A 23,433-nucleotide genomic window follows, 5' to 3' on the forward strand; every position below is an offset into this window, starting at 1 on the left:
TTTCGGTGCTGCCATAACAATAAAATAACAGCAGACGCCGCGCTCATTTACCGATGATCGCGCCATCGCTTTGGAGTCTCCCCATGAAACCTCTGTGTCGCTTGCAACTTGTCGTCGCCTCATTGCTCAGCCTGGGTATTGCCTGCGCCCATGCCGCCGATGCCGCCGATGTCGCTAAACCCAGCGTCTCGATCTACAACTGGTATGACTACATTGCACCGGATGCCACCAAGAATTATCAGCAGGAAACCGGCGTTGGCACGGTTTACGACGTGTTTGATAACGAAAATGTCATGCAGAGCAAACTCATGGCCGGCCGCAGCGGTTATGACGTTGTGGTCGCCAGCAGCGATACACTTCCGAACCTGATCAAGTCGGGTGTGCTCAAGGAGCTGGATCGAAGCCAGTTGCCGAACCTGCCGCACCTGGACCCGGAGATTCTCGCCAAAGTGCAACGCAATGACCCAGGAAACCGCTATGCGGTCCCTTACTTGTGGGGCACGACTGGCGTGGGGTATGACGCCGACAAGGTCAAATCGCTGTTGGGAACCGATGCGCCGGTCAATTCCTGGGACCTGATTTTCAAGGAAGAAAACGTCGCCAAATTGAGTCAATGTGGCGTGGCGATGCTGGATTCGCCCAGCGAAATCATTCCGATTGCGCTGCACTACCTTGGGCTGCCCTACAACAGCCAGAACCCCGACGATTACCGTAAGGCCGAGGCGTTGTTGCTCAAGGTTCGTCCGTATATCCGTTACTTCGACTCTTCCAAATTCATTTCCGACCTGGCCAACGGCAACGTCTGTGTAGTGCTCGGTTGGTCGGGAGGCGTGTATGACGCACAGTTGGCATCGGCCAAAGCCGGTAACGTGCGCAATCTGGTCTACAGCATCCCGCGTGAGGGCGCGCCGGTATGGGTGGAAAATCTGGTGTTGCTCAACGATGCGCCACACCCGCAACAGGGCCTGAGTTTCATCAACTACATGCTGCGTCCTGAAGTCATCGCACAAACCTCCAACTACCTGGGCTACCCGAATGCCAACAAGGACGCCACCGAACTGGTCGAGCAGAAGGTCCGCGATAACCCTGGGGTGTATCCATCAGCAGAAACCATGGCCACGTTGTTCCCGCTTGAGGCCTTGCCGCTGAAAGCGGAGCGCATACGCACCCGCGTGTGGAGCACGGTCAAAACCGGCAGTTGAATGGATTGATCGGAGCGGGCAACAGGTTGCCGCGTTAGCACTGCGGGGCTCATGAAGATGAGCCCCGCAGGTGGTTAGACATTCCCCGACAGACTTTCTGTATTACGCGCGGTGCGGTGCTTCAAGCGGGCGGCGTGCCATCGTGAAACATGGTCTTCAATTGCGCGCGTAGTTCTGGCGAATCGACGTGCTTGTGAACCGTGACCGCATGCTGCGCGGCGGCTTCCAGCAATTCCTTTTCAGAGTCCGCGGACAGTGCGACAGAACACTTGGTTGCGCTTGGAAATTCGCGGCAATCGATATATTTGCGCGTCATGATGCTCTCCTTCATACAAGGGCAGGCGGGGCCTGCGTGAACGACCGCTCGACACGTCGCGGGGTCCATCGAACACGATTGCGCGTCGCATCGAGTGGGGTAATCCATAAAGTATAGGTCGATCGCAGGATCGCTAAAGGCACTTACGGCGTACCGAACATCGCCGTCCAGTAAATCCCCGCATCACTCTTTGGATCAACCGCATAAGCCGCGCCCAGCTCGCGGAATTGTGGGTTCATCAGGTTGGCGCAGTGGCCGGGGCTGGACAGCCAGCCATCGACTACCTTGCGCACGGTGTCTTGTCCGGCGGCGATATTCTCGCCGATCTGCTGGCCGGCGTAGCCTGCCAGTTCAGCCCGGTCACCTGGCGTACGGCCATCGCGGTCTTTGTGATCGAAGAAGTTGTTATTGGCCATGGCTCGGGTATGGGTCTGGGCCGCCGTCGCGAGCGTGGCGTTCCAGGCCAGTGGCGTGGTGGCGGCAAAGGATTGAGCACCGCACTGGCGCGTTTGCTTGCGAGCGCTGTTGATCATGTCGAGCAGCTTCTGTCCCTCTGCCTGCCAGTCGCCCAGGCGGCCAGTCAACAGTGGGCGCGCCAGCACGATGCGCCACGCATTTGCTTCGTGGCTCACGCCGATATCGACGAATTGTGGGTCCAGCACCACCTGGCAGAAACTCTCCTGTACCGCCTTCATGGCCGATTGCGCATCACGTGGGCCGGACAACGTGATCGCCTGTACGGTGACCATCGGATAAGCCGTACGCGCCAGCGCCTGCTGCAGGTCGCCGATATTGCTGCCGGACAGGACCAGGCGCGGATCAGCCGCTAGCGGGGGCAGTTCCTGCGACACCTGGCCCGCACAGCGTTGCACTTGGCTGCGGTAGGTATTAATCGATTGGACCAGCTGTGTTTCTTCGGTCGCCACGGCAGTGGTGGCGAACACCAGACCCAGCGATAACGCAGCAAGATGCATAACAGATGACAGGACGCGCATGGAACTCTCCCTTGAGCTGACTGCGCCCATCATGCGCGATTTCACCCTACCCGGCGCAATGCCTTTTATGTACATCCATGAACTGGACGTCAGTGTCAGGGGCGTTAAGTCGGGCTGTAAATCCGTGGCGCACTTCGATGGGGGACGTGGATCAGGTTGAGGCGGTGCTTGATGGCCCACTGCACAGTCAATGCGGTGGGGGCCGACAAGCTGACCAGCGTGCCAAACTTCGCCCTTACCGCTTTGTGAATAAGCTCCAGGCTGCAGCGGCTGGTCACTACCACGAACCCGCAACGCGCATCGATCTGTGCACGCTGCATAGCGCCGATCAATTTATCCAGCGCGTTATGGCGGCCGATATCTTCACGGCACAAGAGCGCCGAGCCGTGAGTGTCGAAGTACAGCGCCGCATGCAGGGCGCCACTGCTGCGCGCCATTATTTGCGCCTGTTCGATGCGCTCACGCAGGCCGCTGAAGTGTTCCGCAGGAGGGAGTGGAACAGGCTCCAGAATGTCCAGTTGCGGAAGTGCCTGCTCCAGTGCTTCTACGCCACACAACCCGCAACCACTGGTACCGGCCATTTGCCGGCGATGATTCTTCAGTGCCCAGAAGGCACGACTGGAAATCTGTACATCTGCCTGACAGGCCTGGTCGAAGTGCGAGAGACGGATATCGTAGATTTCGCTCAGATCTTCAACAATATCGTTTGTCACACTGAAACCCCGGATGAAATCCTCGATGTTACCGGGTGAAACCATCATCACGGCCTGGCTCAGACCGTTGTAAGTGATGGCCAAGGCGATCTCGGACGCTAACGCAGCCTGGGAGACCAGTGCGCGCGCATCATAATCTCGATAGGTGACGTTCAGAGGCTTCGGTGCAGGTGCATTTGCATCGCCTTGTTCAGATGATTGTTCGACTCGGCAATGCATGACAAAACCCTCGAAATCCTCAATTGAGTTTAGGCTACGAATAACCCGTTATTGCGTCCAATCGCTTGTTCCGATGCAATGATTGGCGTTGTCTATCAGTGAATTCAAATAACGGAAAATAGTTTCTTGGCTTCAGCAAAACATTTCTCGGCGATGGCCGAGCGAGGTTCGGTCTTGCGCATCACCAGACCCAGGGGCGCTAGAACACTTGCATCTGGAAGGTTGATAAAGGCCAGATTCTCAATAGGGTTTTTCAGGCCACTGTCCAGCGGCATGACAGAGCAGCAAAAACCTTCATGAATTGCCTGGAACAACTGATAAGTCGAATCGGTTTCGAGTATTGGCTGTGGGTCAAGCCCGCGGCTGCGGAAGCTCAGATCAACGGATTTTCGATAGTGCATGCCATTGCTGATCATCCCCAAGGGCAGCTCGGCGGCATCTTCCCAACTTATTTCTGTTCCTTCGAAATGGAAGTGACGAGTGTCGTACAGCAAGCCGACGCGGGTCTCTCCGATTTCGAAAAAGTCCAGGTAATCCGGACTCACATGATCGAGATAACAGATGCCCAGATCCAATTGGTTGTTGCCTATACCTTCGATGATTCGGTCAGAGCTCATGGATGACAGGCTGAATTTGAGCTCCGGGAACGTATGGGAAAGCCCCTGAACGTAGCTGATTGGATTAAAACCGCTGAGAGGCACCAGGCCCAGGCGCAAATTGCCGACTAACTGACCGCGACACGCGGCGGCCTCGGCGAACAGCCCGTCATGGGCGGCGAGCAATGTTCTGGCCCATGCCAGCACGCGTTCACCGGCCTGGGTGAAACCTTCAAAGCGCTGGCCTCGGGTGACCAGCTCCAGACCCAGTTCATCCTCAAGATTGCGCAAGCGCATGGACAGTGTCGGCTGAGTAATGTGGCAACGCGCAGCGGCCTGCCCGAAGTGTCGGGTCTGCTCCAGCGCGATCAGGAATTTGAGTTGCTTGATGTCCACAATGGCACCTGCTGAGGGATGAATGGGATGTCAGTAAAGCAGGTAAGTCTCATGATTAAAAACACGGAAAGTGGGGTGAGCAAACGATCTCACTGTCCTTCTTGTCAGTCCAATCACAAGTATTGAACGACCGATTGGTTGGCTCTATCACGACCGAATTTAATTAGAACAAGTCATCATTGCGGGTGAGAAAGCTGTCGATAGAGGCGCTCGATAAACCGGTTGGCCAGAGTGATTAGACAGTGACTGTTTTAGCGATTTAGCCTCTGGCAATTGTTTTCATTATTGCCTGCCGGAGAATGACATGAGCGTGAAGTCGGATGCGTTGTTTGTACCGTTGAATATGGCTGTGTTGACCGTCAGCGATACCCGGGAATACGCCAATGATACCTCCGGGCAATTGCTTGTCAGTCGATTACTGGAAGCGGGCCACACCCTGAGTGAGCGAAACCTGCTTAAGGATGACCTGTACAAAATCCGGGCGCAGGTTGCGAACTGGATTGCCGACGAGGGGATTCAGGTCGTGCTGATTACCGGGGGGACTGGATTCACGGGCCGCGACAGCACACCTGAGGCTGTGACCTGCTTGCTGGATAAACAGATTGACGGCTTTGGTGAGTTGTTTCGGGCGATTTCTATTCTCGATATCGGAACGTCCACGGTACAGAGCCGGGCCTTGGCCGGACTGGCCAACGGCACGCTGGTGTGCTGTCTGCCAGGTTCGACTGGCGCCTGTCGAACTGCGTGGGAAGGCATTCTTGCCGAGCAATTGGATGCCCGCCACCGGCCGTGCAATTTCGTGCCGCACCTCAAGCCTGTGCAAGCCTGCGGATCACGGGGATGAGTCAGTCACCGCTGATGCCTGTGGAGGAAGCCATCGCCAGGTTACTGGCCATGGCTGAGACCCAACGTCTGCATGAAAGCGAGCCAGTACTGCTGAGTGCCGCACGGCAACGGGTGCTGGCCAGCGACCTGGTGGCGACCCTGGATCTTCCGCCTTGGCCCAACAGTGCCATGGATGGTTATGCCTTGAATGTGGACGACTGGAGCGGACAGCCGTTAGTCGTGTCACAACGAATTTTTGCCGGTCAGGCGCCCGAAGCGCTGCTACCGGGAACCTGTACGCGAATCTTTACCGGAGCGCCCGTACCCGAGGGTGCCAACAGTGTAGAGATGCAGGAGAACGTTGAGCTTTTGGATGACGGCCGAGTACGTTTCAAACAGGCGCTGACGGTTGGCCAGAACATTCGACCTCAAGGCCAGGAGAACCGTGTCGGGCAGGTTTTGCTTCATGCAGGCAAACGACTGGGACCTTTCGAGTTGGCCATCGCAGCGGGGCAGGGATGTACGCATGTGCATGTCGTCCGGCGCCCACGGGTCGCGCTGCTCTCCACAGGTGATGAACTGGCCGAACCGGGTATGCCCTTGAAGCCCGGTTGTATCTACAACAGCAACCGCATCTTACTGAGCCACTGGTTAAGTGCATTGGGTTGTGACGTCATTGATGCCGGTATTCTCCCCGACCAGCCGCAGCAGACGCGGCTCAAACTCGAACAGTTGCAACACGCTACGGACTTGATTCTGACCACCGGTGGCGTGTCCGCAGGTGATGCCGATTGTCTTGGGCAGGTGCTGCGTGAATGCGGTAAACCGTTGTTCTGGAAGCTGTCTATCAAGCCGGGTAAGCCGCTGACAGTGGGGTACTTTGGCACCGTGCCGGTCATTGGCCTGCCAGGAAACCCGACGTCGGCTCTGGTGACTTTTGGGCTGTTGGCCCGGGCTTACGTGTTGCGCATCCAGGGGGTCGAAGACGTCACGCCATTGAGCTTCCCGATTAACGTCGGTTTTGACTGGCCTAAAGCAGGCGGTCGCAGGGAGTACCTGAGAGCCAGGCTGGAGGCGGGTCGAGCCGTGCTCTATCCGAACCAGAGTTCAGGCGTGTTGCTGGGCGCATCCTGGGCTGATGGCCTGGTCGAGATTCCGGAGGGCTGTACGCTGCAGGCCGGTGACTTGGCGCGGTTTATTCCGTTCTGCGACTTGTTCTAGGTCGTCCCATCCCACCTCTCAGCCATAGTCATCATTCAACCCCCCGTCACTTGGGGGAAGAAGGCGATCTCATCGAACGCTTCGATGGAGGCGTCGAGCGTACATAACTCCTGGTTCAGCGCGCACATGAGGCTGGTTTCACCGAGGACTTGCTCCCAAACCTCACCTCTGGCGATCAGCAGTTTTCTGACATCGTCAATGCTTCGCAATGACGATGTCAGCGCAATTTTTTCTCCGCCAATACCGAGTTGTTCTCGATAACGCGCAAAGTAGTTGATCAGAATCATTGAACGTCACCGGCTTCAAAGTTACCTGATCTTCCGCCCTGTTTTCTGAGCAGCTGAATTCTGTCAATGATCATCCCTCGGTCGACGGCTTTGCACATATCGTAGATCGTCAGTGCCGCGACACTCGCCGCCGTGAGGGCTTCCAACTCAACGCCTGTTCTGCCGTTCAGTCGGCAGGTGCTTACGATTCTTACGCTATCGGGCTCAACGGCTTTCACCTCGATGTGAATGGCGCTGAGCATCAATGGGTGGCATAGAGGGATGAGTTCATGGGTTTTCTTTGCCGCCATGATCCCGGCGATTCGAGCGACCGCAAACACGTCCCCTTTGGGATGGCCATTTTGTTGGATAAGTTTCAACGTGGCAGGTCGCATACGTACCCAGGCCTGTGCTTTGGCTTCACGGTTTGTCGGATTTTTTTCGCTGACATCGACCATATTGGCTCTGCCCTCAGCATCTAAATGGGTCAGCGCCGCTGAATCGGGCTGTTTGAATTCGTTCATGCTTATCCCTCACCCTTATGGGTGTTTAATGAATGGTTTGTGCAAATCAGTTCAGTACGAAGTCCACGGGTTGAAGCCGGGGAGGGAGTTCTGTCGCACCCAGGGCGTCAAGCACCTCACGCTCGATGTTGCGCACGATGGCATTGGTTGGAAGGTCGTTTTCATCAAGACCAAACGGGTCTTCCAATTCATCGCCAATCGCATCCAGCCCAAAAAACGTATAACTGACAATGGCGGTGAAGACCGGCGTAAGCCAGCCCAGCGGCTCGGCCATCGCGAAGGGCAACAAGATGCAAAATATGTAAATGGTCCTGTGCAGCAAGAGTGTGTAGGGGAACGGGAGAGGCGTGCTTTTGATTCGCTCGCAGGTTGTTTGCGTGGTTGTCAGATTGGTCAAGTGATTGGCCATCAGCGTGTAACGCCATTCGCTGATCTGACCTGATTCGGCGAGCGTTGAGCACTGTTGGCCGACTCGACGCAGAATCCCTTCAGGGATGTTAGGTGTGTTGGATGAGGGTAATGTGCTAAGCCACGTGCCCGCCGCACTGAGCTCGTCTTCGTTGCGAAGTTTGGCGTTGAGCGCGTGGGCAAACCCGCAGAGGTTGCGCAAAATCCTGCTGCGCTCCTGTTTATCCTTGATGACCTGACTTTCCCGGACCATCGAGCGTATGTCCATCACCATCGCGCCGAACGCTTTGCGCGCTTCATACCAGCGGTCGTAGCAGGCGTTGTTGCGAAAATTCATGAAGATAGAAAGTGATAACCCCAACAACGTGAAGGGTGTGGCATTCACCTTTGAGAAGTACGCAGGATGCAGTGTTTCGATCAAGACAATCGCAGAGGCCAGGAGTGTCACCAGAAGGCTTCGCAGTGCGATACGCTTGGCAATCGAGCCTTTGAGTGAAATCAAGACATTGATCAGGTTAGGTTTGGCTCTAACGATCATGGGAAACAGCCTTCTTGAGAGTAATGATGTGAAAACAGGGCAGGCTATCCGCCGGTCATGTTCATGAAACGGACAACTTGCACGTCATCATTGAGTTCAAAGTTGTGTCGGTACGGCTTGATTTTCATCGCCTCGATGATTGCCTGCTCCAGGCGCTCTGGCTCTCCTGGATAGCGGCGAAGCACTGCCTTCAGGTCGATGGAATGCTCATTGCCCAGACACAGCAGAAGTCGGCCTTCGACGGTCAGTCGAACACGGTTGCATGTAGCGCAAAAGTTGTGGCTGTGGGGCGAGATGAACCCCAGGCGAATATGCGGCGCCTCAGCCAGGCGCCAATAGCGCGAAGGGCCTTGGGTCGATTCCGCGGAGTCGATGAGGGTGTAGCGTTCGGCAATACGCTCGCGCACGTGCGCGCTTGAAAAGAACGCCCCGGCACGGCTGTGCTCGCTGATGACACCCAGTGGCATCTCTTCAATGAAGGAAATGTCCAGCCCACGATCGATCGCAAAGTCGACGAGGTCGTTTATTTCGTGATCGTTGCGTCCTTTCATGACGACGCAGTTGAGCTTGGTATGTTGAAAACCTGCGGCATTCGCTGCGTCAATACCGGCGATGACTTTGGCCAGATCACCGGTGCGCGTCAGTTCACGAAAGCGATCGGCGTCCAGGCTGTCGAGGCTGATGTTCAGGCGCTTGAGCCCCGCATCGAATAACGGTGCCGCCAGTTTGCCCAGTTGTGAGCCGTTGGTGGTCATGCACAACTCGCGTAAACCCGGCAGCGCTGCAATGCGCTTGCACAGGTCCACTACGCCAGGACGAATCAACGGTTCTCCACCGGTCAGGCGGATTTTTCGGGTGCCAAGCGCCACAAAACGTTCAGCTAACTGATAGATCTCTTCAAGGGCCAATACCCGTTGGCGCGGCAAAAACTCCATGTCCTCGGCCATGCAATAAACACAGCGGAAATCGCAGCGGTCGGTCACCGACATTCTGAGGTAGTCGACCCGACGAGAAAAACTGTCCATCAATATTTGATCGGTCATCACAACCTCCAGCAACGGGCAGGTCCACTGTTATATGAGGGCCTTATTGAACCAAGGCTAAAGTTGTTTTGAGTCGTCGTCTAATCACTATTAACAACCGAGTGATCGAGCAAATCTATTGGCCCGAAAGTCGCTTTATTTAAGGTGATATTAAATCTGCATCGCCTTGATTTTTCATGATTTATGTCGTGATAGATTGTTTCGATGGGTTGGTCATTATTTGTGATTAGACAGGCAGGTCATGCACCGAATAGGCTTATTTCGTAATCCTGAATTGGGCCCATTCAGTGGCTCGACGTGAACAAGTCTGTAACGGACGTTAAATGCGTTCGCGTTTTATATGCGCATAAAAACAGCCATTAACAATGACTTTAAGTTAGGCCGCCGCCTGCGTACAAAGTCTTGGAGAAGTATCATGAGCGAAGTTGAACGTTATAAACCGTATAAGGGGGCGGCCGCTGGCTGGGGCGCGCTGATTGCTGTTACCAGGAACTGGTTGGGCAGCGAAAATGCGTTCAAGAACATTCGAGCCATGCTCAAGACCAACCAGAACGGCGGATTCGACTGCCCGGGCTGTGCCTGGGGCGAGTCGCCGGAAAATGGCATGGTCAAGTTCTGCGAGAACGGCGCCAAAGCGGTCAACTGGGAAGCCACCGGCCGTCTGGTCAACCCGGCTTTCTTCAACAAATACACGGTGTCGTCGCTGGCGGCGCAAAGCGATTATTGGCTCGAATACCAAGGGCGCCTGACTCACCCCATGCGCTATGACGCCTCTGTTGATCGTTACGTCGAAACCAGCTGGGACGACGCTTTTGCCTTGATCGCCAAGCACCTGAAAGGGCTGACGTCGCCCGATCAGGCCGAGTTCTACACGTCCGGTCGGGCCAGCAACGAAGCGGCTTATCTCTATCAGCTTTTCGTTCGCGCTTACGGCACCAATAACTTCCCTGACTGTTCGAACATGTGCCACGAGGCGAGCGGCCTGGGCATGGATGACAGCGTCGGCGTGGGCAAAGGCACGGTGACATTCGATGATCTGGAGGAAGCCGATGCCATTTTCGTCATCGGCCAGAACCCGGGCACCAATCACCCACGGATGCTTGAGCCACTGCGCGAAGCGGTGAAGCGGGGCGCGCAGGTGATCTGTTTCAATCCGCTGAAAGAGCGGGGGCTGGAACGCTTCCAGCACCCGCAGCATCCACTGGAAATGCTCACCAACGGCTCCGAACCGACCTCGTCTGCGTACTTTCGTCCGGCATTGGGCGGTGACATGGCAGCGATGCGCGGTATCGCCAAGTTTCTGTTGCAGTGGGAGCGTGAAGCGCTCGCGAACAACAGCGAGGCGGTGTTCGACCGCGCGTTTATTGCCGAGCACACCTCGGGCCTGGACACCTACCTTGCCGAAGTCGACGCCACGACCTGGGAGCACATCGTCGAACAGTCTGGCCTGTCCCTGGCGGACATCGAACTGGCTGCCCGCATGTACCGCAAGGCCACGCGGGTCATCATGTGTTGGGCGATGGGGGTGACCCAGCACACGCACTCGGTGCTGACCGTCCAGGAGATCATCAATGTGCAGTTGTTGCGTGGCAATATCGGTCGCCCAGGGGCAGGGCTGTCGCCGGTGCGCGGGCACAGTAACGTGCAGGGCGACCGCACCATGGGCATCAACGAACTGGCACCCCCTGAGTTTATTGACGCGCTGGAGGCACGCTTTGCCTTCAAGGTTCCGCGCAAACACGGCCATAACACGGTGATGGCGATTGCGGCCATGGAAGAGGGTCGCTCGAAAGTCTTCATCGGTTTGGGCGGCAACTTCGCCCAGGCGACTCCCGACAGCCCGCGCACTCATGACGCACTGCGCAACTGCGACCTCACGGTACACATCGCCACAAAGCTCAATCGCAGCCATCTGGTCACCGGCCGTGAGGCCTTGATTTTGCCGTGCCTGGGGCGCACCGACATCGACATTCAAGAGGAAGGTCCGCAAGGCGTGACGGTGGAAGACACCTTCAGCATGGTGCACATTTCCCACGGCCAGTTGAAACCCAAATCCCCGTTGATGCGTTCGGAGCCGGCGATCATTGCCGGGATTGCCAACGCGACATTGGGTAAACACCCCATCGACTGGCTCTGGACGGTCGCAGATTACAGTCGCATCCGTGACCTGATTGCCGACACCATTCCGGGCTTCGAGGATTTCAATCAAAAACTGCTGCACCCCGGTGGCTTTCACCTGGGTAACGATGCCGCCAAACGCATCTGGAATACGGCTACCGGCAAAGCGCAGTTTGCCCCCAGCGAATTGCCGGAACACCTGGTCAGCGAAGGGGTGCGCAACCTGGATGTGAAGCCGGATCTGATCCTGCAAACCATGCGCTCCCACGATCAGTACAACACCACCTTGTATGGATTGGATGATCGTTATCGCGGCGTCTACGGCATGCGCGATGTGGTGTTCGTCAACGAGCAGGACATTCGCAAACTGGGTTTCGAGCCGGGGCAAAAGGTCGACATGGTCTCGCTGTGGGGGGATGGTCGTGAGCGTCGAGTGAGCGGCTTTACCTTGATCGCCTACGACATTCCGCCCGGTCAGGCCGCCGCCTATTACCCGGAAACCAACCCGCTGGTGCCGCTGGAAAGCTACGGCGACCGCACGTTCACGCCGACCTCGAAGTTCATCGCGATTCGCCTTGAGCAGGCGAAGGCCAGCAACCTGATCCAGTCCTTCGGCGCTTGAGCCTGGCCGGGGTGGCGTGAGTGTCGCCCCAGCCTCACCAGATCATTGGAAATCTGTTCGCGGCGAGCCGGGAGGCTCACTGCGGCCGGGCTTTGTGTGCACGCGCATCGAGCCACTATGAGGGTATCGTCATGATAAATCCGGGAGTGCTGGACCTGGCGCGAATTCAATTCGCGTTTACGGTCTCGTTTCACATCATATTTCCCGCCATCACCATCGGGCTTGCCAGTTTCCTGGCTGTCCTCGAAGGTCTCTGGCTGAAAAGCAACAACTCGGTTTACAAAGACCTTTATCACTTCTGGTCGAAAATTTTTGCCGTGAACTTCGGTATGGGAGTGGTCTCCGGGCTGGTCATGGCTTACGAGTTTGGCACCAACTGGAGCCGATTCTCTGACTTCGCCGGGAGCATTACCGGGCCATTGCTCACGTATGAGGTGTTGACGGCGTTTTTCCTTGAGGCGGGTTTCCTTGGGGTGATGCTGTTCGGTTGGAACCGGGTGGGGCGAGGGCTGCACTTCTTTGCCACGGTGATGGTCGCCATCGGTACGTTAATCTCGACCTTCTGGATTCTGGCCTCCAACAGCTGGATGCAGACACCACAGGGGTTCTCGATCGTGGATGGCCGGATTATGCCGATGGACTGGCTGGCCATCGTCTTCAATCCGTCGTTCCCGTTCCGACTGGCTCACATGGCCATTGCTGCGTTTGTGGCCACCGCGTTCTTTGTCGGGTCTTGCGCGGCCTGGCATTTGCTGCGCAGGAATGACACGCCTCACGTACGCAAAATGCTCTCGATGGCGTTGTGGATGGCGTTGATCGTGGCGCCGATCCAGGCCGTGGTCGGTGACGCCCATGGTCTGAATACCCTGGAACATCAACCGGCGAAAATTGCCGCGATGGAAGGGCACTGGGAAAACGTTGGTAACGAGCCGACGCCGCTGGTGTTGTTCGGCATCCCGGACATGGCGGCCGAGAAGACCCGTTATGCGATCGAAATTCCGTATCTGGGCAGTCTCATCCTGACCCATAGCCTGGATAAGCAGATCCCCGCGCTCAAGAGTTTCCCGAAAGAGGACCGTCCGAACGCGACCATCATTTTCTTCAGCTTTCGGATTATGGCCGGGCTTGGAATGTTGATGATCCTCACCGGTTTGCTGGGCCTTGCGTTACGTCGTCATGACGCGCTGTACCGCAATCGCCTGTTCCTGCGCCTGGTGTTGTTCATGGGCCCAACCGGTCTTATCGCGATGTTGGCGGGCTGGATCACTACCGAGGTCGGCCGTCAGCCGTGGGTCGTCTACGGACTTCTGCGAACTGCCGATGCGGCGTCCAACCACACTGTCACGCAGCTCAGCATTTCGCTGGCGTTGTTTGTGTTGATTTACTTCTCGGTGTTCGCGGTGGGCATCGGCTACATGATGAAGCTGGTGCGCAAAGGCCCTCAGCCGCATCACGAGCATCCGCCTCAGGGCGGTCCCGGTCAGGAGCGTACGCCACGCCGCCCCCTGTCCGCCGTTGCCGAGACGTTCGCGTCCGGCGATCACGTCAACTGAGCAAGGAGATGGATCATGGGTATTCAAGGTATAGATCTGTCGTTGATCTGGGGCGTCATCATCGCCTTTGGAGTGATGATGTACGTGATCATGGACGGGTTCGATCTGGGGTTGGGCATCCTGTTCCCGCTCATCCCGGATAGGCAAGAGCGCGATGTGATGATGAACACCGTAGCGCCGGTCTGGGACGGTAACGAAACCTGGCTGATACTCGGTGGGGCGGCACTTTACGGTGCATTCCCCTTGGCTTACTCGGTGATTTTGGAGGCCTTGTATCTGCCACTGATTTTCATGCTGGCCGGGTTGATATTTCGCGGCGTGGCGTTTGAGTTCCGGTTCAAGGCCAGCCCTGAAAAACGCCACATCTGGGATATGGCCTTTATCGGTGGCTCACTGTTGGCAACGTTTTGCCAAGGCATCGTGATTGGCGCTTATATCGCTGGAATCCCGGTGGTCAATCGTCAGTTTGCAGGCGGCACCCTGGACTGGTTGTCACCCTTTCCATTGTTCTGTGGTTTTGGGTTGATCGTCGCCTACGCGTTACTCGGCAGTACCTGGTTGCTGGTCAAGACGGAAGGCATGCTTGAATCACGCATGCGTCACTACACTCGGCCGCTGGCGTTCACCCTCACGGCGGTCGTGGCGGTGCTCTGTGTGTGGACACCGTTGCTGCATCCCGAGATTGCGACTCGCTGGTTCACGCACGCGCATATCGTGGTCTTTGGCGGGTTGTTGATCCTCGGCGTGCTGGCGCTATTCGGGCTGCTTGGGACGTTGCGCCAATATCACTCTCACTGGCCATTTGTGTTCACGTTGGCGCTGGTATTTCTGGGGTATATCGGTCTGGCATTCAGTATCTGGCCGAATATCGTGCCTCCCTCGATCAGCCTGTGGGATGCCGCATCACCGCCCTCGAGCCAGCTGTTCATCTTGATCGGCACGTTGTTCATTCTGCCGATCATCCTGATGTACACCTGCTGGAGTTACTACGTGTTCCGCGGAAAAGTGAGGATTGGCGATGGCTACCATTGATAGCGAAAACACTGAAGTTTCGGCTGCACAAGACGAAGCCCCCCCTTGGTATCGGCGGGTGCTCTGGTTGATTGCCATTTGGTTCGGCAGTGTGATTGCACTGGGGATCGTGGCCAGCGTGTTCCGGTTCATGATGCACATGGCCGGAATGACCAGTCACTGATTTCAGACAATAGGGGCCCGGCGCGATCTTTCGCGCCGGGCCCTTTTTTGTTCGATCCTAAGGCTTGCGATCAGCCAGTTCTTCGAGCAGGTCGGCTGAAGGCACGAAGAACAAGCCGCCAGTGACCGCCGTGCTGAAATCGAGCAAGCGGTCATAATTGCCTGGCGGTCTCCCGACAAACATATTCTCGAGCATCTGCTCGATGGGTTCTGGCGAACGCGCATAGCCGATGAAGTATGTACCGAACTCTCCTGCGCCTGGTCGACCGAACGGCATGTTATCGCGCAGGATTTTCACTTCCTGTCCGTCCTTGGTGATGGTCGTCAAAGAACTATGCGAACAGCTCGGTTTAACCGAATCACCGAGTTCGATGTCGGACAGTTTTGTACGTCCGATAATGCGCTCTTGAGCCTCAACGGATAACTCGTTCCACGCGCTCATATTGTGCAGGTACTTCTGTACCAGCACGTAGCTGCCTCCGGTGAACGACGGGTCTTCATCACCAATGATCGTGAAGTTGACCGCCTGGCGACCGGCCGGGTTTTCGGTGCCATCGACAAAGCCGACCATGCTGCGCATATCGAAATAGCGGAAACCCTGAACTTCATCTACGACCGAGATTGCATCGCCAAGCGATGAGAGCAATTGCGTCGCCAATTCGAAACAGAGGTCCATCTGATCCGCACGAATGTGCAGCAAAATGTCGCCAGGTGTTGCAACCGCTCGACGCCCCTGCGCACCGAACTCGCGAAACGCGTGCAGTGAGGCAGGGCGCGGGTTGCCAAACAGGGTGTCCCAGGCACTGGAACCAAAGCCGCAGACACAGGACAAATTACCCGAGGGAACACGTTTGCCGACTGATCGCGTGAGGGCCGCGACGTCTGCGCTCCAGGCCCGCACTTTATCGGCAGGGTCACTGCCGGGAGCCAATGTTGCAACGATGAAAATCGCGCTGCTTGTAATGGGGCTACAGACGGATTGAGGATCAGGGGGATTGTTAGCCATTGCTGTGAATGTAGTCATTGATAGTTCCACACGCGTCGGAACAGGATTGAAAGACCGGAGAGTAGCAGGTAAAGCACTCGCTTTCATTGACTCGGCTGCCTGCGGGCGCCGAGGACATAGACCTTCCCGGCCGCAGTAATCCGATCCCTGATCATGAGTTCAACCCGCAGTGAGGCCTGGGTGAAGGGGGAGGACGGTTTTCAGTATGGAATCCTGGAGGTTACTGGAGTAAAAGTACTTTACCTGCCTCAATCCAGAGGATGTGAAAATGGTCATTACAGTCAAAGAGCGCGATGAGCATCACATGTCTCATGAATCAAGTAGCTCGGGCGTCAGGATGTGGGATGTTTTTCAAGGAGATGTTCTGGTAGGCGTTTATCACAGTGAAGCCGATGCGTTGAAGTACAAGGCTTTGCTGGAGAGCGGCCGATTGGATAGCCTCAAGACACCTCCGAAAAGCTGACGTCAATGGAATGAGCAAGCCCAGCCTGGCCGCTGGGCTTTGTTGTTTCCGGGGACTGGGCAGGCTGAGGTGTCGTCTCTTGCAGGCGGCTTGTGTGCAACGTGGGCAATGGTCTCTGTGTTCAGCCCACCACCGTAATCCATTCGGCGCCATCGCGTTTCAGGATGGCAGCTTGCAGGCCGACCGGAGGTGGGGCCACGCCGAGTTTCAGACACCACAATTCAATCTGCTCGACCCGCAATTCGATCACCACCACGTCCGGGTCAAAGGGGCCGCCAGGGAACCACAAGTCTGAATTCTTGCGCCACAACGTGCTCTTGAGTGCTGGATCGTGATCCAGCACTTTTGCTTGTCCAAGCAGTGTCACGTACGCATGATCTTCATCACATTGGTAAGACAGGGTCATTCGCCCAGTGTGTTGCATTTCCTGGACCTTGCGGCACTGCCGCCCCGTCAGGAAGCGCACCGACCAGTGTTCGCTCAATGAATAGGGTTCAACGATACGAGCATTCGCATCGCCCGCTTCGGTAGCGGTAATTGCCATGCAATACGGCACTTTGGCAACGATGCTGCGGGCTATGTGAAGCAGTGATTCAGTCTTGTCGGTCTGCATAAGCTCTCTTCCATAAGGAGGCAGGCATAGATTGCTCAATAAGGCGATGCCACGTTGTAAGGCGTTGAGCGGATAAATGTTTGTTACCGATTATCGACGCTGGCAAACGGCTAAGGCAGCCGTTCAGGCTCTGGAAAACAAATGTGTTCTGATTTTCAATCAAAAGCCAGCGGGAACGGTGTTACCAACCCGTGTGAATACCTCCCTATAAGGTCATCCAGCCGTTGCAACGCCCCTCTCTGGATCCGGATTAGCAGGACGCTCAAGCATCGCGCAACAGGTCATGAGCGTTGAGCAGCTCGTAGGCGATTTCCGGGTGCTTCTCCAGACCACGGCGAATGGCTGCCGGGATCGATTGGCGGGTTTTGCGACACAGTCCGGGCAGTTCCAGGAGGTGAATGCCGATCCCACGCATGCTTCGCACTTCGTGCACGCTGGGGGTGATTTGCAGGCGAATGCCTAACTGCTCGTACATCCGACGCTGCAAATGTTCGAGGTCGGTCAGGCTTTGAAGATTCTCCAACCGGTCGAGCAGGCGTCTTTCCTCCTGGCGGGTCAGGTGCAGGATGCGCAAATCAGCGCTGGGTATGTCCAGCAGCTGCTCACGCCCGCAGTCGCAGGCACCGGGTGGGCAGGGTTGTCGAATCTGGATAGAGGCTGTCATGGTCTCCCATCATAGCTATGCACAATCGCCTTTGCCCACGGGGTTCGTAGCGACTTGATTGCGCCAGGCGCAATCTACCTCGGCTACCGACCAAGCCGACTGAGCGTATCGCGCATGGGGGCAAGGGATACACCGACCAAACCATCAAGCGGTCTGTTCAGCTCTTCGACCAGCAGAATCGACGCCGAGGCTGAGAGCGCGCACATCATCAACACTGCCACAATGGTGCCATTACGCGGTGCGAACAAACCGAACGTGCCGAAGATAATGGCCAGCCATGCCACCAGAATCACCAGCATCGTCGGCGGGATCGATGCATTGGCCTGCAGCAGTATCAGCCAACGGGTTGCGAACACCTCATCCATGAGCTGCAAGGCATGCGCCTTGAGTGCGCGCTGGGTCTCTGTGCCAGGAGTCAGTGCTTCGACCTTGCGCTGTAGTTCTTCAGAGCGGTTGATGGTCTCGGGGCTGTCGAGTTTTGCCAGCTGCGCCGCATCATGTGCGGCAAGCAGTTGCATGACGCCCGCGTAATTCTGCTTGAGCTGGCCGCGGATCTCTTGGGTCTCTGGTCCATACCTGGCCAACATCCGGTCGAACTGGACAACCTTCGCCGCCGTTCCCACGAGCTCGGCGTTGGCGGTATCGAACGTGCCTTTGGCGGAAGAAACCAGAAGGCCAAGCACCAGCGCGGCCATGGTCGCGATCAGGCCCGTCGCAAGTTTCACCACGCCGATGGAGTCATCGCTCAGATGATGAGACGGCAGCCGGTCGCGCAGGTATGAACCGAGCAGCGCGCTACCAAACACGCAGATGAACACGATGAGTGCGATCATCAGATGATTCACTTCACGTTGAACCTCCGTTACGGCTTTTTTGAGGCTGCGGTGGATGCTTTGAGCGTAGACGGTTTGATGGGTTTGGCTTGGGCCTGCGGGCGGCAGGTGCGGCTCGGATCGGCGGCTGGAGGTCGTTGGTGTTGGGTCGCTGGATAAGGGGCGGTCGACTATAGAGTGCCTGCTTCTGGGCACGCGAAATAACGCGGTCTTCTATTTTCGCGTCACCGACCCGCCCCGATCATTCCTCACGCCCATGTTTTTCCGAGCGCTTCCAGTCCGGCCTTTTGCAGATCCTGTGGGCTCATGACAAGACGGAACTTGCAATTGGCCTGGAAGTTGAGAAAAAAGGGTTCTGCAAAACTGGGGATTTCGGATGAGTCTTGTACGTTGATCAGGAAAATCCCACCGCGCATTCCATCCTGCTCGGTAAAGTAGGCCGCCTCCGGTTTGATGCTTTCCAGAATACGCCCCATCAGTTCGCCTACCTTCCCGGTTCTGACGAGTGCGTTGAAGGGTTCATGAGGGAACTCGACCATCAATAGCATTTTCATCATTCGATTCTCTTTTCTCGTGGCTGACCCGTCTCCCTACCTGTGCGCCTGGCTCTCTTGCCGCCAGACCTGCTTTTAACCGCTCCAGCGGTGTGTCATTAAGAGTAGCGAAGCTTGAGCTAATGCCCATCCGGGGTTACGGGTGGTCATGAAGATGCCTTTCACCCACATCCCGTCGAAAACACCCCCGGCAAACACCCGGTTCCAACTACACCTCTTCAGGCGCTACAACCACCGCCCCCCGAGCATTCAATAGCTCGCGCAGCACCGAACGATGGCAGTGGCGTTCATCCTTGCAATAACAGCCGATGGTCAGCGACGTTTGATGGGACAGGGCGGCCAACAGATCGAGCAGTTGGCTGGGGGTCGGGTGGTTCATTTCGGCCTTGAATTTGCGCCGGAAGGCTTCCCAGGCTTTTTCGTCTACCGCAACTTTAGCTTCGGCCACCAGCTCTGCGCTGGGGGAGAGGGCGGGGAGCCAGGTGTCGTAGAAGTCACGGCTGGCGAATTCGGCCTTCGGAACGCCACGGGGTGGGCGGCGGACCGTGCCTAGGCGCAGTCCTTCGTGGGGTGTTCGGGGGGAGCCGAGTTGCACGATATGGATAGGCATTCATGCTCCATCAGTGATGGGTGCGCTCGAGCCAGTCCGCGGCCGTGCGGCAGATGCAGATCCCCAGAAAGTAAGCCGACATCGCGAGCCACAGCCCCATCACCAACGGATTGATGGCCGGGTGGTTGAGGACCAGTGACAGGCTGCACAGCAGCCAGATGGACGTCACGGCAATGTTGATCGGCATGAACCGCCGCACACGAAACGGGTGAAGGAACTTCATCCGGGTCACCGTCAACAGCGCCAGGCCGATGATGGTCAACAGCGTCAGCCAGGGTGTTGGCGCAATGATGTAGAGGCACAGGGCGACGACGTTCCACGCGGCGGGGAAGCCCTGGAAGTAGTTGTCCTTGCTTTTCATGTTGACGTTGCAGAAGCAATAGAGCGACGAGACCAGGATAACCGAGGTAGTCAGCAGTGGCGTGTAGGCCGGCAAATCGATGAAACGGTAAATGAACAGGGCCGGGATGAACACGTAGGTCAGGTAGTCGATGACCAGATCCAGCACCGACCCGTCGAGATGGGGCAGTACGGTTTGGACATTGACCTTGCGTGCCAGCGAGCCGTCCACACCATCGACGATCAGCGCTACACCCAGCCATATCAGGCAGGCTCTGGGCTGATTATCGAACAAGGCGAGGGTCGCCAGGAAGGCGGTCACCACGCCGGTGGCGGTAAAGCCGTGGGCGCCCCACGCTTTAAGCGCGGCCATGCGTCGAGTCGTTATCAAGGGGGTGTTCTCCAACAAATGAAACGGGCCAGTTGCTACCACCGACGGGGTCACCGGAAACCTGGCTGGGTTGCACCTATCGACCGGGTATTCGGCGATAAGGTTCACCTGCACTGAAATGACCCGAAGGCGACACTCAATAAAAATAGCCTATCTTTTGTCACCCTCTGGTCTATTGGGTATCACGTTAGTCGGCCCGGATTTTTTTAACCGACCCGGGCATTGCGCCGAATACTCTGCGGTGGCTGTCCGAAGGCGCGCAGGAAGGCTTCACGCATGCGCCGCCGATCGGTGAATCCGGTTTGCGCGGCAATCTGGTCGAGGGTCAGGCGGTTGGTTTCGAGCATCAACCGCGCGGCTTCCAGGCGCAGGTTCTCGATGGCCTTGGCCGGTGACTGGCCGGTTTCCGCGCGAAAGGCACGGCTGAACTGGCGGGCGCTGAGATGGGCGACATCGGCCAGTTGCTCCACCGACAGGGCCTCGGCGAGATGCTCTCGGGCGTAGTTGAGGGCGGTCTGAATGCGGTCGGACTTGGGTTCCAGTTCCAGCAGTGCCGAGTGTTGTGACTGGCCGCCGGCTCGTCGGTGAAACATGACGAGTTTCTGCGCCACGCTGCGGGCCAGCTCAGCGCCCAGGTCTTTTTCGACCATCGCCAACGCCAGGTCGATGCCGGCGGTCATGCCGGCCGAGGTCCAGATCGGACCGTCGATGACGTAGATCCGGTCTTCATCAACGTGGATCGACGGATAACGTGCTTGCAACTCCCGGGCATAGGCCCAGTGGGTTGTTGCCCGTCGACCATCGAGCAACCCGCTTTGCGCCAGCACAAAAGCCCCCGAGCAGATTGACGCGGTACGTCGCGCCGTTTGCGCACTTTTCTGGAGATAGGCCAGGACTGCCGGCGGTGCCTGTTCGATGATCGAGTCGCCACCGCCGACGATCAGCGTGTCGAAGGTTCTGTCATCGAAAGCCTGAGTGTCGACGCCAAGCCCTCCGGATGCCGGAAGAACGCCGCCGTGTTCCGACAGCACGCTGACGCTGTAGACCGCCTCACCCGCGCAGAAATTGGCGTACTCGAAGACCGGCAAAGCCGCCAGGGCCATGGATTGAAAACCTTCAAACACCACGAACGCTACAGAAGGCATGAGCTTGTCCTCACATGCTATGTCCTGAATACGTACTTTATACGTCCTTTGAGACATTCGTCAGCCGTTTTATAAATCCTCCCACGCGGCAAACAACTTGCCTCACTGTGAAGGACATCGACATGACACAACTTTCCAAAGGCACCGCATTGGTGACTGGCGCGTCATCGGGCATTGGTGCGGTCTACGCTGATCGACTGGCCCGGCAAGGTTACGACCTGATTCTTGTCGCCCGTAGCCAGTCCAGACTGAATGCATTGGCGGACACGCTGAGCAACGAAACGGGCCGGACTGTGACGGTGTTGGCAGCCGATCTGAAGGACAAGGCCGATTTGTTGCGAGTCGAAAACGTCCTGCGCAGCGACCCGAGTATTACCTTGCTGGTCAACAACGCCGGGGTTGGGGCGGTGATGCCACTGCTCGACAGCCCAGTGGATGAGATGGAAGACATGGTAGCGCTGAACGTCACGGCGTTGATGCGTCTGGCCTATGCCGCGGTACCAGGTTTTGTTGCGCGAGGTGAGGGCACCGTGATCAACATCTCGTCGATCGTCGCCATTGCCCCGGAAATCTTGAATGGCGTGTATGGCGGGACCAAGGCGTTTGTTCTGGGGTTTAGTCAGTCGCTGCACCACGAATTGGCCGACAAGGGTGTGCGGGTTCAGGCGGTGTTGCCGGGAGCGACCGCGACGGAGTTCTGGAACGTGGCAGGCCACCCGGTCGAGAACCTGCCGCAAGGCATTGTCATGAGCGCCGAGGACATGGTCGATGCGGCGCTGGTTGGCTTGAGCAACGGCGAGTGGGTGACGATTCCTGGCCTGAACGAAGGTGATAAGTGGGCGCGCTTCGAAGCACAGCGTCAGGAACTTTCAGGCCTGATGGGCAACTCGACCCCAGCGACCCGCTATCAGTAAAGCGAGTGTGTGATTGAGGGTGGACAGGTACGTCCCCGCTCAATCACCCGGCTCGACGTGCAATTGCGCAAGATCGTTCAAGACAGAAGGCTGATCGGCTGGCACAGTTGGAGACCTTTTCTTCGTTGTAGAGAGCTATGTCTGACAATCTATTGCCGCGCAGTGCTTTCCTGCGCGGTGCCGCTGCCGTCATGCCCTTGTCCCTGGCGACTGCGCCGTGGGGGCTGCTGGCGGGTTCGATGGCCATTGAGGCCAACCTCACTCCACTGCAAGGTCAGGGCTTGTCGAGCATTGTCTTTGCGGGCGCTGCGCAACTGGTGGCGATCGGGATGCTCAAGGGCGGTGCCGGGATTTTCTCGATTCTGCTGACCACCTTGCTGCTGACGTCGCAACACTTGCTGTATGGCATGAGCATGCGCCCGGTGGTTTCACCCTTGCCGGGTCGCTGGCGGGCAGGGCTGGGCTTTTTGCTCACCGATGAACTGTTCGCGCTGACCAGCCAACATGACAAACGGCAGTTCAATCGCTGGTACGCCCTTGGGGTGGGCCTGACCTTTTATGTGGCGTGGAATCTCTTCACCCTGGCCGGGATTGTGCTGGGCAGCAGCATTCCGGGTCTTGAACATCTGGGTCTGGACTTCTCCATCGCCGCCACGTTTATCGCGTTGATTACCCCCGTGGTGCGCAACCTTGCGACGGTCGTCTGTGTGGCGGTTTCACTGTTTTGCTCGGTGTTGTTCAACTACTGGCACTGGGGCTCGGCGCTGGTGCTGGCCGGGTTGCTGGGGATGAGCGCCGGGTTTATCTGCAACAAGTTTTATGAGGGGCGCACATGATGGTCTGGGCGGTTATTGTCGGGATGGGTTTGCTGGTGTTCCTCAACCGCTACGTGTTCCTTGAGCCACGGCTGCCGGTGCGCTTGAGCAGCAATGCGCGGCAATTTCTGGGTTTCGCGGTGCCGGGCATGCTCACGGCGATCTGCGGGCCGATTGTGTTCATGCCTGACCATCAATTGAATTTGCAGTACGACAATCCGTACCTGATCAGTTCGCTGGTCGCCATCGGCCTGGTGCTCTACACCCGCAGTACCTTGATCAGCATGCTGCTGAGCATGGGGTTCTTTTTCCTGCTGCGCTGGTGGTTGTGAGGCGC

27 protein-coding genes are annotated in these 23,433 nt (G+C 57.1%); 11 read left to right on the forward strand and 16 right to left on the reverse strand.

What is annotated here, in order from left to right; genetic code table 11:
- The first annotated feature begins 83 nt into the window (after positions 1-83).
- A complete protein-coding gene (locus NTD87_RS25445) occupies positions 84-1,202 on the forward strand; it encodes a polyamine ABC transporter substrate-binding protein (RefSeq protein ID WP_262116941.1) in 1,119 nt (372 codons plus the stop codon).
- Between the two features lie 121 nt (positions 1,203-1,323).
- On the opposite strand, the gene NTD87_RS25450 is transcribed toward NTD87_RS25445, so the two are convergent.
- The 4 genes from NTD87_RS25450 to NTD87_RS25465 all read right to left on the reverse strand — a co-directional run bounded on the left by NTD87_RS25450 (position 1,324) and on the right by NTD87_RS25465 (position 4,437).
- The gene (locus tag NTD87_RS25450; RefSeq protein ID WP_262116942.1) at positions 1,324-1,518 is read right to left on the reverse strand and encodes a DUF1059 domain-containing protein; all 195 of its coding nucleotides are present in this window, start codon (positions 1,516-1,518) and stop codon (positions 1,324-1,326) included.
- Positions 1,519-1,661: 143 nt separating this feature from the next.
- On the reverse strand, positions 1,662-2,513 hold the full coding sequence (locus tag NTD87_RS25455) for a CAP domain-containing protein (RefSeq protein ID WP_262116943.1): 852 nt from the start codon (positions 2,511-2,513) through the stop codon (positions 1,662-1,664).
- 104 nt (positions 2,514-2,617) lie between these two features.
- The gene (gene fdhD / locus NTD87_RS25460; RefSeq protein ID WP_262116944.1) at positions 2,618-3,445 is read right to left on the reverse strand and encodes a formate dehydrogenase accessory sulfurtransferase FdhD; all 828 of its coding nucleotides are present in this window, start codon (positions 3,443-3,445) and stop codon (positions 2,618-2,620) included.
- Positions 3,446-3,549: 104 nt separating this feature from the next.
- Positions 3,550-4,437: a LysR family transcriptional regulator gene (locus NTD87_RS25465; protein WP_262116945.1), complete on the reverse strand. Its 888-nt coding sequence runs from the start codon at positions 4,435-4,437 to the stop codon at positions 3,550-3,552.
- Between the two features lie 304 nt (positions 4,438-4,741).
- On the opposite strand from NTD87_RS25465, the gene moaB reads away from it, so the two are divergent.
- Positions 4,742-5,281 (forward strand): molybdenum cofactor biosynthesis protein B, encoded by a 540-nt coding sequence (gene moaB / locus NTD87_RS25470; protein ID WP_262116946.1) that lies wholly within the window; start codon positions 4,742-4,744, stop codon positions 5,279-5,281.
- Positions 5,278-6,483 carry a gephyrin-like molybdotransferase Glp gene (glp, locus tag NTD87_RS25475; protein WP_262116947.1) on the forward strand — a complete coding sequence of 402 codons (1,206 nt, stop codon included), beginning with the start codon at positions 5,278-5,280 and terminating at the stop codon, positions 6,481-6,483. Before moaB ends, glp begins: the two co-directional genes overlap by 4 nt.
- 35 nt (positions 6,484-6,518) lie before the next feature.
- On the opposite strand, the gene NTD87_RS25480 is transcribed toward glp, so the two are convergent.
- The 4 genes from NTD87_RS25480 to moaA are packed head-to-tail and all read right to left on the reverse strand — an operon-like array spanning position 6,519 to position 9,262.
- The gene (locus NTD87_RS25480) at positions 6,519-6,770 is read right to left on the reverse strand and encodes a MoaD/ThiS family protein (protein ID WP_262116948.1); all 252 of its coding nucleotides are present in this window, start codon (positions 6,768-6,770) and stop codon (positions 6,519-6,521) included.
- On the reverse strand, positions 6,767-7,273 hold the full coding sequence (gene moaC, locus NTD87_RS25485) for a cyclic pyranopterin monophosphate synthase MoaC (protein WP_262116949.1): 507 nt from the start codon (positions 7,271-7,273) through the stop codon (positions 6,767-6,769). The genes NTD87_RS25480 and moaC overlap by 4 nt, the downstream gene beginning before the upstream one ends.
- A 46-nt stretch (positions 7,274-7,319) precedes the next feature.
- Positions 7,320-8,219, reverse strand: coding sequence for a bestrophin family protein (locus NTD87_RS25490; protein ID WP_262116950.1), 900 nt, complete (start codon positions 8,217-8,219; stop codon positions 7,320-7,322).
- Between the two features lie 44 nt (positions 8,220-8,263).
- On the reverse strand, positions 8,264-9,262 hold the full coding sequence (moaA, locus tag NTD87_RS25495) for a GTP 3',8-cyclase MoaA (RefSeq protein ID WP_262116951.1): 999 nt from the start codon (positions 9,260-9,262) through the stop codon (positions 8,264-8,266).
- Between the two features lie 415 nt (positions 9,263-9,677).
- On the opposite strand from moaA, the gene NTD87_RS25500 reads away from it, so the two are divergent.
- The 4 genes from NTD87_RS25500 (at position 9,678) to NTD87_RS25515 (ending at position 14,750) form a co-directional block, all read left to right on the forward strand.
- Positions 9,678-12,002, forward strand: a complete 2,325-nt coding sequence (locus tag NTD87_RS25500; RefSeq protein WP_262116952.1) for an FdhF/YdeP family oxidoreductase — start codon at positions 9,678-9,680, stop codon at positions 12,000-12,002.
- Positions 12,003-12,133: 131 nt separating this feature from the next.
- A complete protein-coding gene (locus NTD87_RS25505; protein WP_262116953.1) occupies positions 12,134-13,555 on the forward strand; it encodes a cytochrome ubiquinol oxidase subunit I in 1,422 nt (473 codons plus the stop codon).
- A 15-nt stretch (positions 13,556-13,570) separates the two neighbouring features.
- Positions 13,571-14,587, forward strand: coding sequence for a cytochrome d ubiquinol oxidase subunit II (cydB, locus tag NTD87_RS25510; RefSeq protein ID WP_262116954.1), 1,017 nt, complete (start codon positions 13,571-13,573; stop codon positions 14,585-14,587).
- Complete coding sequence (locus NTD87_RS25515; protein WP_262116955.1) at positions 14,574-14,750, forward strand: DUF2474 domain-containing protein; 177 nt, start codon at positions 14,574-14,576, stop codon at positions 14,748-14,750. Before cydB ends, NTD87_RS25515 begins: the two co-directional genes overlap by 14 nt.
- A 57-nt stretch (positions 14,751-14,807) precedes the next feature.
- Here the strand turns inward: NTD87_RS25515 and NTD87_RS25520 are convergent, their stop codons facing one another.
- Positions 14,808-15,755 (reverse strand): Dyp-type peroxidase, encoded by a 948-nt coding sequence (locus tag NTD87_RS25520; protein WP_410017526.1) that lies wholly within the window; start codon positions 15,753-15,755, stop codon positions 14,808-14,810.
- A 268-nt stretch (positions 15,756-16,023) separates the two neighbouring features.
- Between NTD87_RS25520 and NTD87_RS25525 the strand changes: the two genes are divergently transcribed.
- Positions 16,024-16,218, forward strand: coding sequence for a hypothetical protein (locus NTD87_RS25525; protein ID WP_262116956.1), 195 nt, complete (start codon positions 16,024-16,026; stop codon positions 16,216-16,218).
- A 121-nt stretch (positions 16,219-16,339) separates the two neighbouring features.
- On the opposite strand, the gene NTD87_RS25530 is transcribed toward NTD87_RS25525, so the two are convergent.
- The 7 genes from NTD87_RS25530 to NTD87_RS25560 all read right to left on the reverse strand — a co-directional run bounded on the left by NTD87_RS25530 (position 16,340) and on the right by NTD87_RS25560 (position 21,367).
- Positions 16,340-16,831: a pyridoxamine 5'-phosphate oxidase family protein gene (locus NTD87_RS25530; protein WP_262116957.1), complete on the reverse strand. Its 492-nt coding sequence runs from the start codon at positions 16,829-16,831 to the stop codon at positions 16,340-16,342.
- Positions 16,832-17,093: 262 nt separating this feature from the next.
- Entirely contained in the window at positions 17,094-17,495 is a 402-nt protein-coding gene (locus NTD87_RS25535; RefSeq protein WP_262116958.1) for a hypothetical protein, read from the reverse strand.
- Between the two features lie 83 nt (positions 17,496-17,578).
- On the reverse strand, positions 17,579-18,328 hold the full coding sequence (locus NTD87_RS25540) for a hypothetical protein (protein ID WP_262116959.1): 750 nt from the start codon (positions 18,326-18,328) through the stop codon (positions 17,579-17,581).
- A 248-nt stretch (positions 18,329-18,576) separates the two neighbouring features.
- Positions 18,577-18,882 (reverse strand): panthothenate synthetase, encoded by a 306-nt coding sequence (locus NTD87_RS25545; RefSeq protein ID WP_315975346.1) that lies wholly within the window; start codon positions 18,880-18,882, stop codon positions 18,577-18,579.
- Positions 18,883-19,090: 208 nt separating this feature from the next.
- A complete protein-coding gene (locus NTD87_RS25550) occupies positions 19,091-19,492 on the reverse strand; it encodes a DUF488 domain-containing protein (protein WP_262116961.1) in 402 nt (133 codons plus the stop codon).
- 10 nt (positions 19,493-19,502) lie between these two features.
- Positions 19,503-20,222: a phosphatidylcholine synthase gene (gene pcsA, locus NTD87_RS25555; protein ID WP_262116962.1), complete on the reverse strand. Its 720-nt coding sequence runs from the start codon at positions 20,220-20,222 to the stop codon at positions 19,503-19,505.
- A 206-nt stretch (positions 20,223-20,428) separates the two neighbouring features.
- Entirely contained in the window at positions 20,429-21,367 is a 939-nt protein-coding gene (locus tag NTD87_RS25560; RefSeq protein WP_262116963.1) for a GlxA family transcriptional regulator, read from the reverse strand.
- Between the two features lie 122 nt (positions 21,368-21,489).
- On the opposite strand from NTD87_RS25560, the gene NTD87_RS25565 reads away from it, so the two are divergent.
- The 3 genes from NTD87_RS25565 (at position 21,490) to NTD87_RS25575 (ending at position 23,428) form a co-directional block, all read left to right on the forward strand.
- Complete coding sequence (locus NTD87_RS25565) at positions 21,490-22,281, forward strand: SDR family NAD(P)-dependent oxidoreductase (protein ID WP_262116964.1); 792 nt, start codon at positions 21,490-21,492, stop codon at positions 22,279-22,281.
- 137 nt (positions 22,282-22,418) lie between these two features.
- Entirely contained in the window at positions 22,419-23,117 is a 699-nt protein-coding gene (locus NTD87_RS25570; RefSeq protein WP_262116965.1) for an AzlC family ABC transporter permease, read from the forward strand.
- Positions 23,117-23,428 carry an AzlD domain-containing protein gene (locus NTD87_RS25575; RefSeq protein WP_262117034.1) on the forward strand — a complete coding sequence of 104 codons (312 nt, stop codon included), beginning with the start codon at positions 23,117-23,119 and terminating at the stop codon, positions 23,426-23,428. Before NTD87_RS25570 ends, NTD87_RS25575 begins: the two co-directional genes overlap by 1 nt.
- Positions 23,429-23,433 lie beyond the last annotated feature (5 nt).

The sequence above is a fragment of the Pseudomonas sp. 6D_7.1_Bac1 genome, assembly GCF_025465945.1.
Lineage (GTDB): Bacteria > Pseudomonadota > Gammaproteobacteria > Pseudomonadales > Pseudomonadaceae > Aquipseudomonas.

Excerpts from the sequence above, each read along its gene's own strand:
- NTD87_RS25445 (WP_262116941.1), top strand. The coding sequence starts at position 84 with ATGAAACCTCTGTGTCGCTTGCAACTTGTCGTCGCCTCATTGCTCAGC.
- NTD87_RS25450 (WP_262116942.1), bottom strand. The coding sequence starts at position 1,518 with ATGACGCGCAAATATATCGATTGCCGCGAATTTCCAAGCGCAACCAAG.
- NTD87_RS25455 (WP_262116943.1), bottom strand. The coding sequence starts at position 2,513 with ATGCGCGTCCTGTCATCTGTTATGCATCTTGCTGCGTTATCGCTGGGT.
- fdhD (WP_262116944.1), bottom strand. The coding sequence starts at position 3,445 with ATGCATTGCCGAGTCGAACAATCATCTGAACAAGGCGATGCAAATGCA.
- moaB (WP_262116946.1), top strand. The coding sequence starts at position 4,742 with ATGAGCGTGAAGTCGGATGCGTTGTTTGTACCGTTGAATATGGCTGTG.
- glp (WP_262116947.1), top strand. The coding sequence starts at position 5,278 with ATGAGTCAGTCACCGCTGATGCCTGTGGAGGAAGCCATCGCCAGGTTA.
- NTD87_RS25480 (WP_262116948.1), bottom strand. The coding sequence starts at position 6,770 with ATGATTCTGATCAACTACTTTGCGCGTTATCGAGAACAACTCGGTATT.
- moaC (WP_262116949.1), bottom strand. The coding sequence starts at position 7,273 with ATGAACGAATTCAAACAGCCCGATTCAGCGGCGCTGACCCATTTAGAT.
- NTD87_RS25490 (WP_262116950.1), bottom strand. The coding sequence starts at position 8,219 with ATGATCGTTAGAGCCAAACCTAACCTGATCAATGTCTTGATTTCACTC.
- moaA (WP_262116951.1), bottom strand. The coding sequence starts at position 9,262 with ATGACCGATCAAATATTGATGGACAGTTTTTCTCGTCGGGTCGACTAC.
- NTD87_RS25500 (WP_262116952.1), top strand. The coding sequence starts at position 9,678 with ATGAGCGAAGTTGAACGTTATAAACCGTATAAGGGGGCGGCCGCTGGC.
- NTD87_RS25505 (WP_262116953.1), top strand. The coding sequence starts at position 12,134 with ATGATAAATCCGGGAGTGCTGGACCTGGCGCGAATTCAATTCGCGTTT.
- cydB (WP_262116954.1), top strand. The coding sequence starts at position 13,571 with ATGGGTATTCAAGGTATAGATCTGTCGTTGATCTGGGGCGTCATCATC.
- NTD87_RS25515 (WP_262116955.1), top strand. The coding sequence starts at position 14,574 with ATGGCTACCATTGATAGCGAAAACACTGAAGTTTCGGCTGCACAAGAC.
- NTD87_RS25520 (WP_410017526.1), bottom strand. The coding sequence starts at position 15,755 with ATGGCTAACAATCCCCCTGATCCTCAATCCGTCTGTAGCCCCATTACA.
- NTD87_RS25525 (WP_262116956.1), top strand. The coding sequence starts at position 16,024 with ATGGTCATTACAGTCAAAGAGCGCGATGAGCATCACATGTCTCATGAA.
- NTD87_RS25530 (WP_262116957.1), bottom strand. The coding sequence starts at position 16,831 with ATGCAGACCGACAAGACTGAATCACTGCTTCACATAGCCCGCAGCATC.
- NTD87_RS25535 (WP_262116958.1), bottom strand. The coding sequence starts at position 17,495 with ATGACAGCCTCTATCCAGATTCGACAACCCTGCCCACCCGGTGCCTGC.
- NTD87_RS25540 (WP_262116959.1), bottom strand. The coding sequence starts at position 18,328 with ATGATCGCACTCATCGTGTTCATCTGCGTGTTTGGTAGCGCGCTGCTC.
- NTD87_RS25545 (WP_315975346.1), bottom strand. The coding sequence starts at position 18,882 with ATGAAAATGCTATTGATGGTCGAGTTCCCTCATGAACCCTTCAACGCA.
- NTD87_RS25550 (WP_262116961.1), bottom strand. The coding sequence starts at position 19,492 with ATGCCTATCCATATCGTGCAACTCGGCTCCCCCCGAACACCCCACGAA.
- NTD87_RS25560 (WP_262116963.1), bottom strand. The coding sequence starts at position 21,367 with ATGCCTTCTGTAGCGTTCGTGGTGTTTGAAGGTTTTCAATCCATGGCC.
- NTD87_RS25565 (WP_262116964.1), top strand. The coding sequence starts at position 21,490 with ATGACACAACTTTCCAAAGGCACCGCATTGGTGACTGGCGCGTCATCG.
- NTD87_RS25570 (WP_262116965.1), top strand. The coding sequence starts at position 22,419 with ATGTCTGACAATCTATTGCCGCGCAGTGCTTTCCTGCGCGGTGCCGCT.
- NTD87_RS25575 (WP_262117034.1), top strand. The coding sequence starts at position 23,117 with ATGGTCTGGGCGGTTATTGTCGGGATGGGTTTGCTGGTGTTCCTCAAC.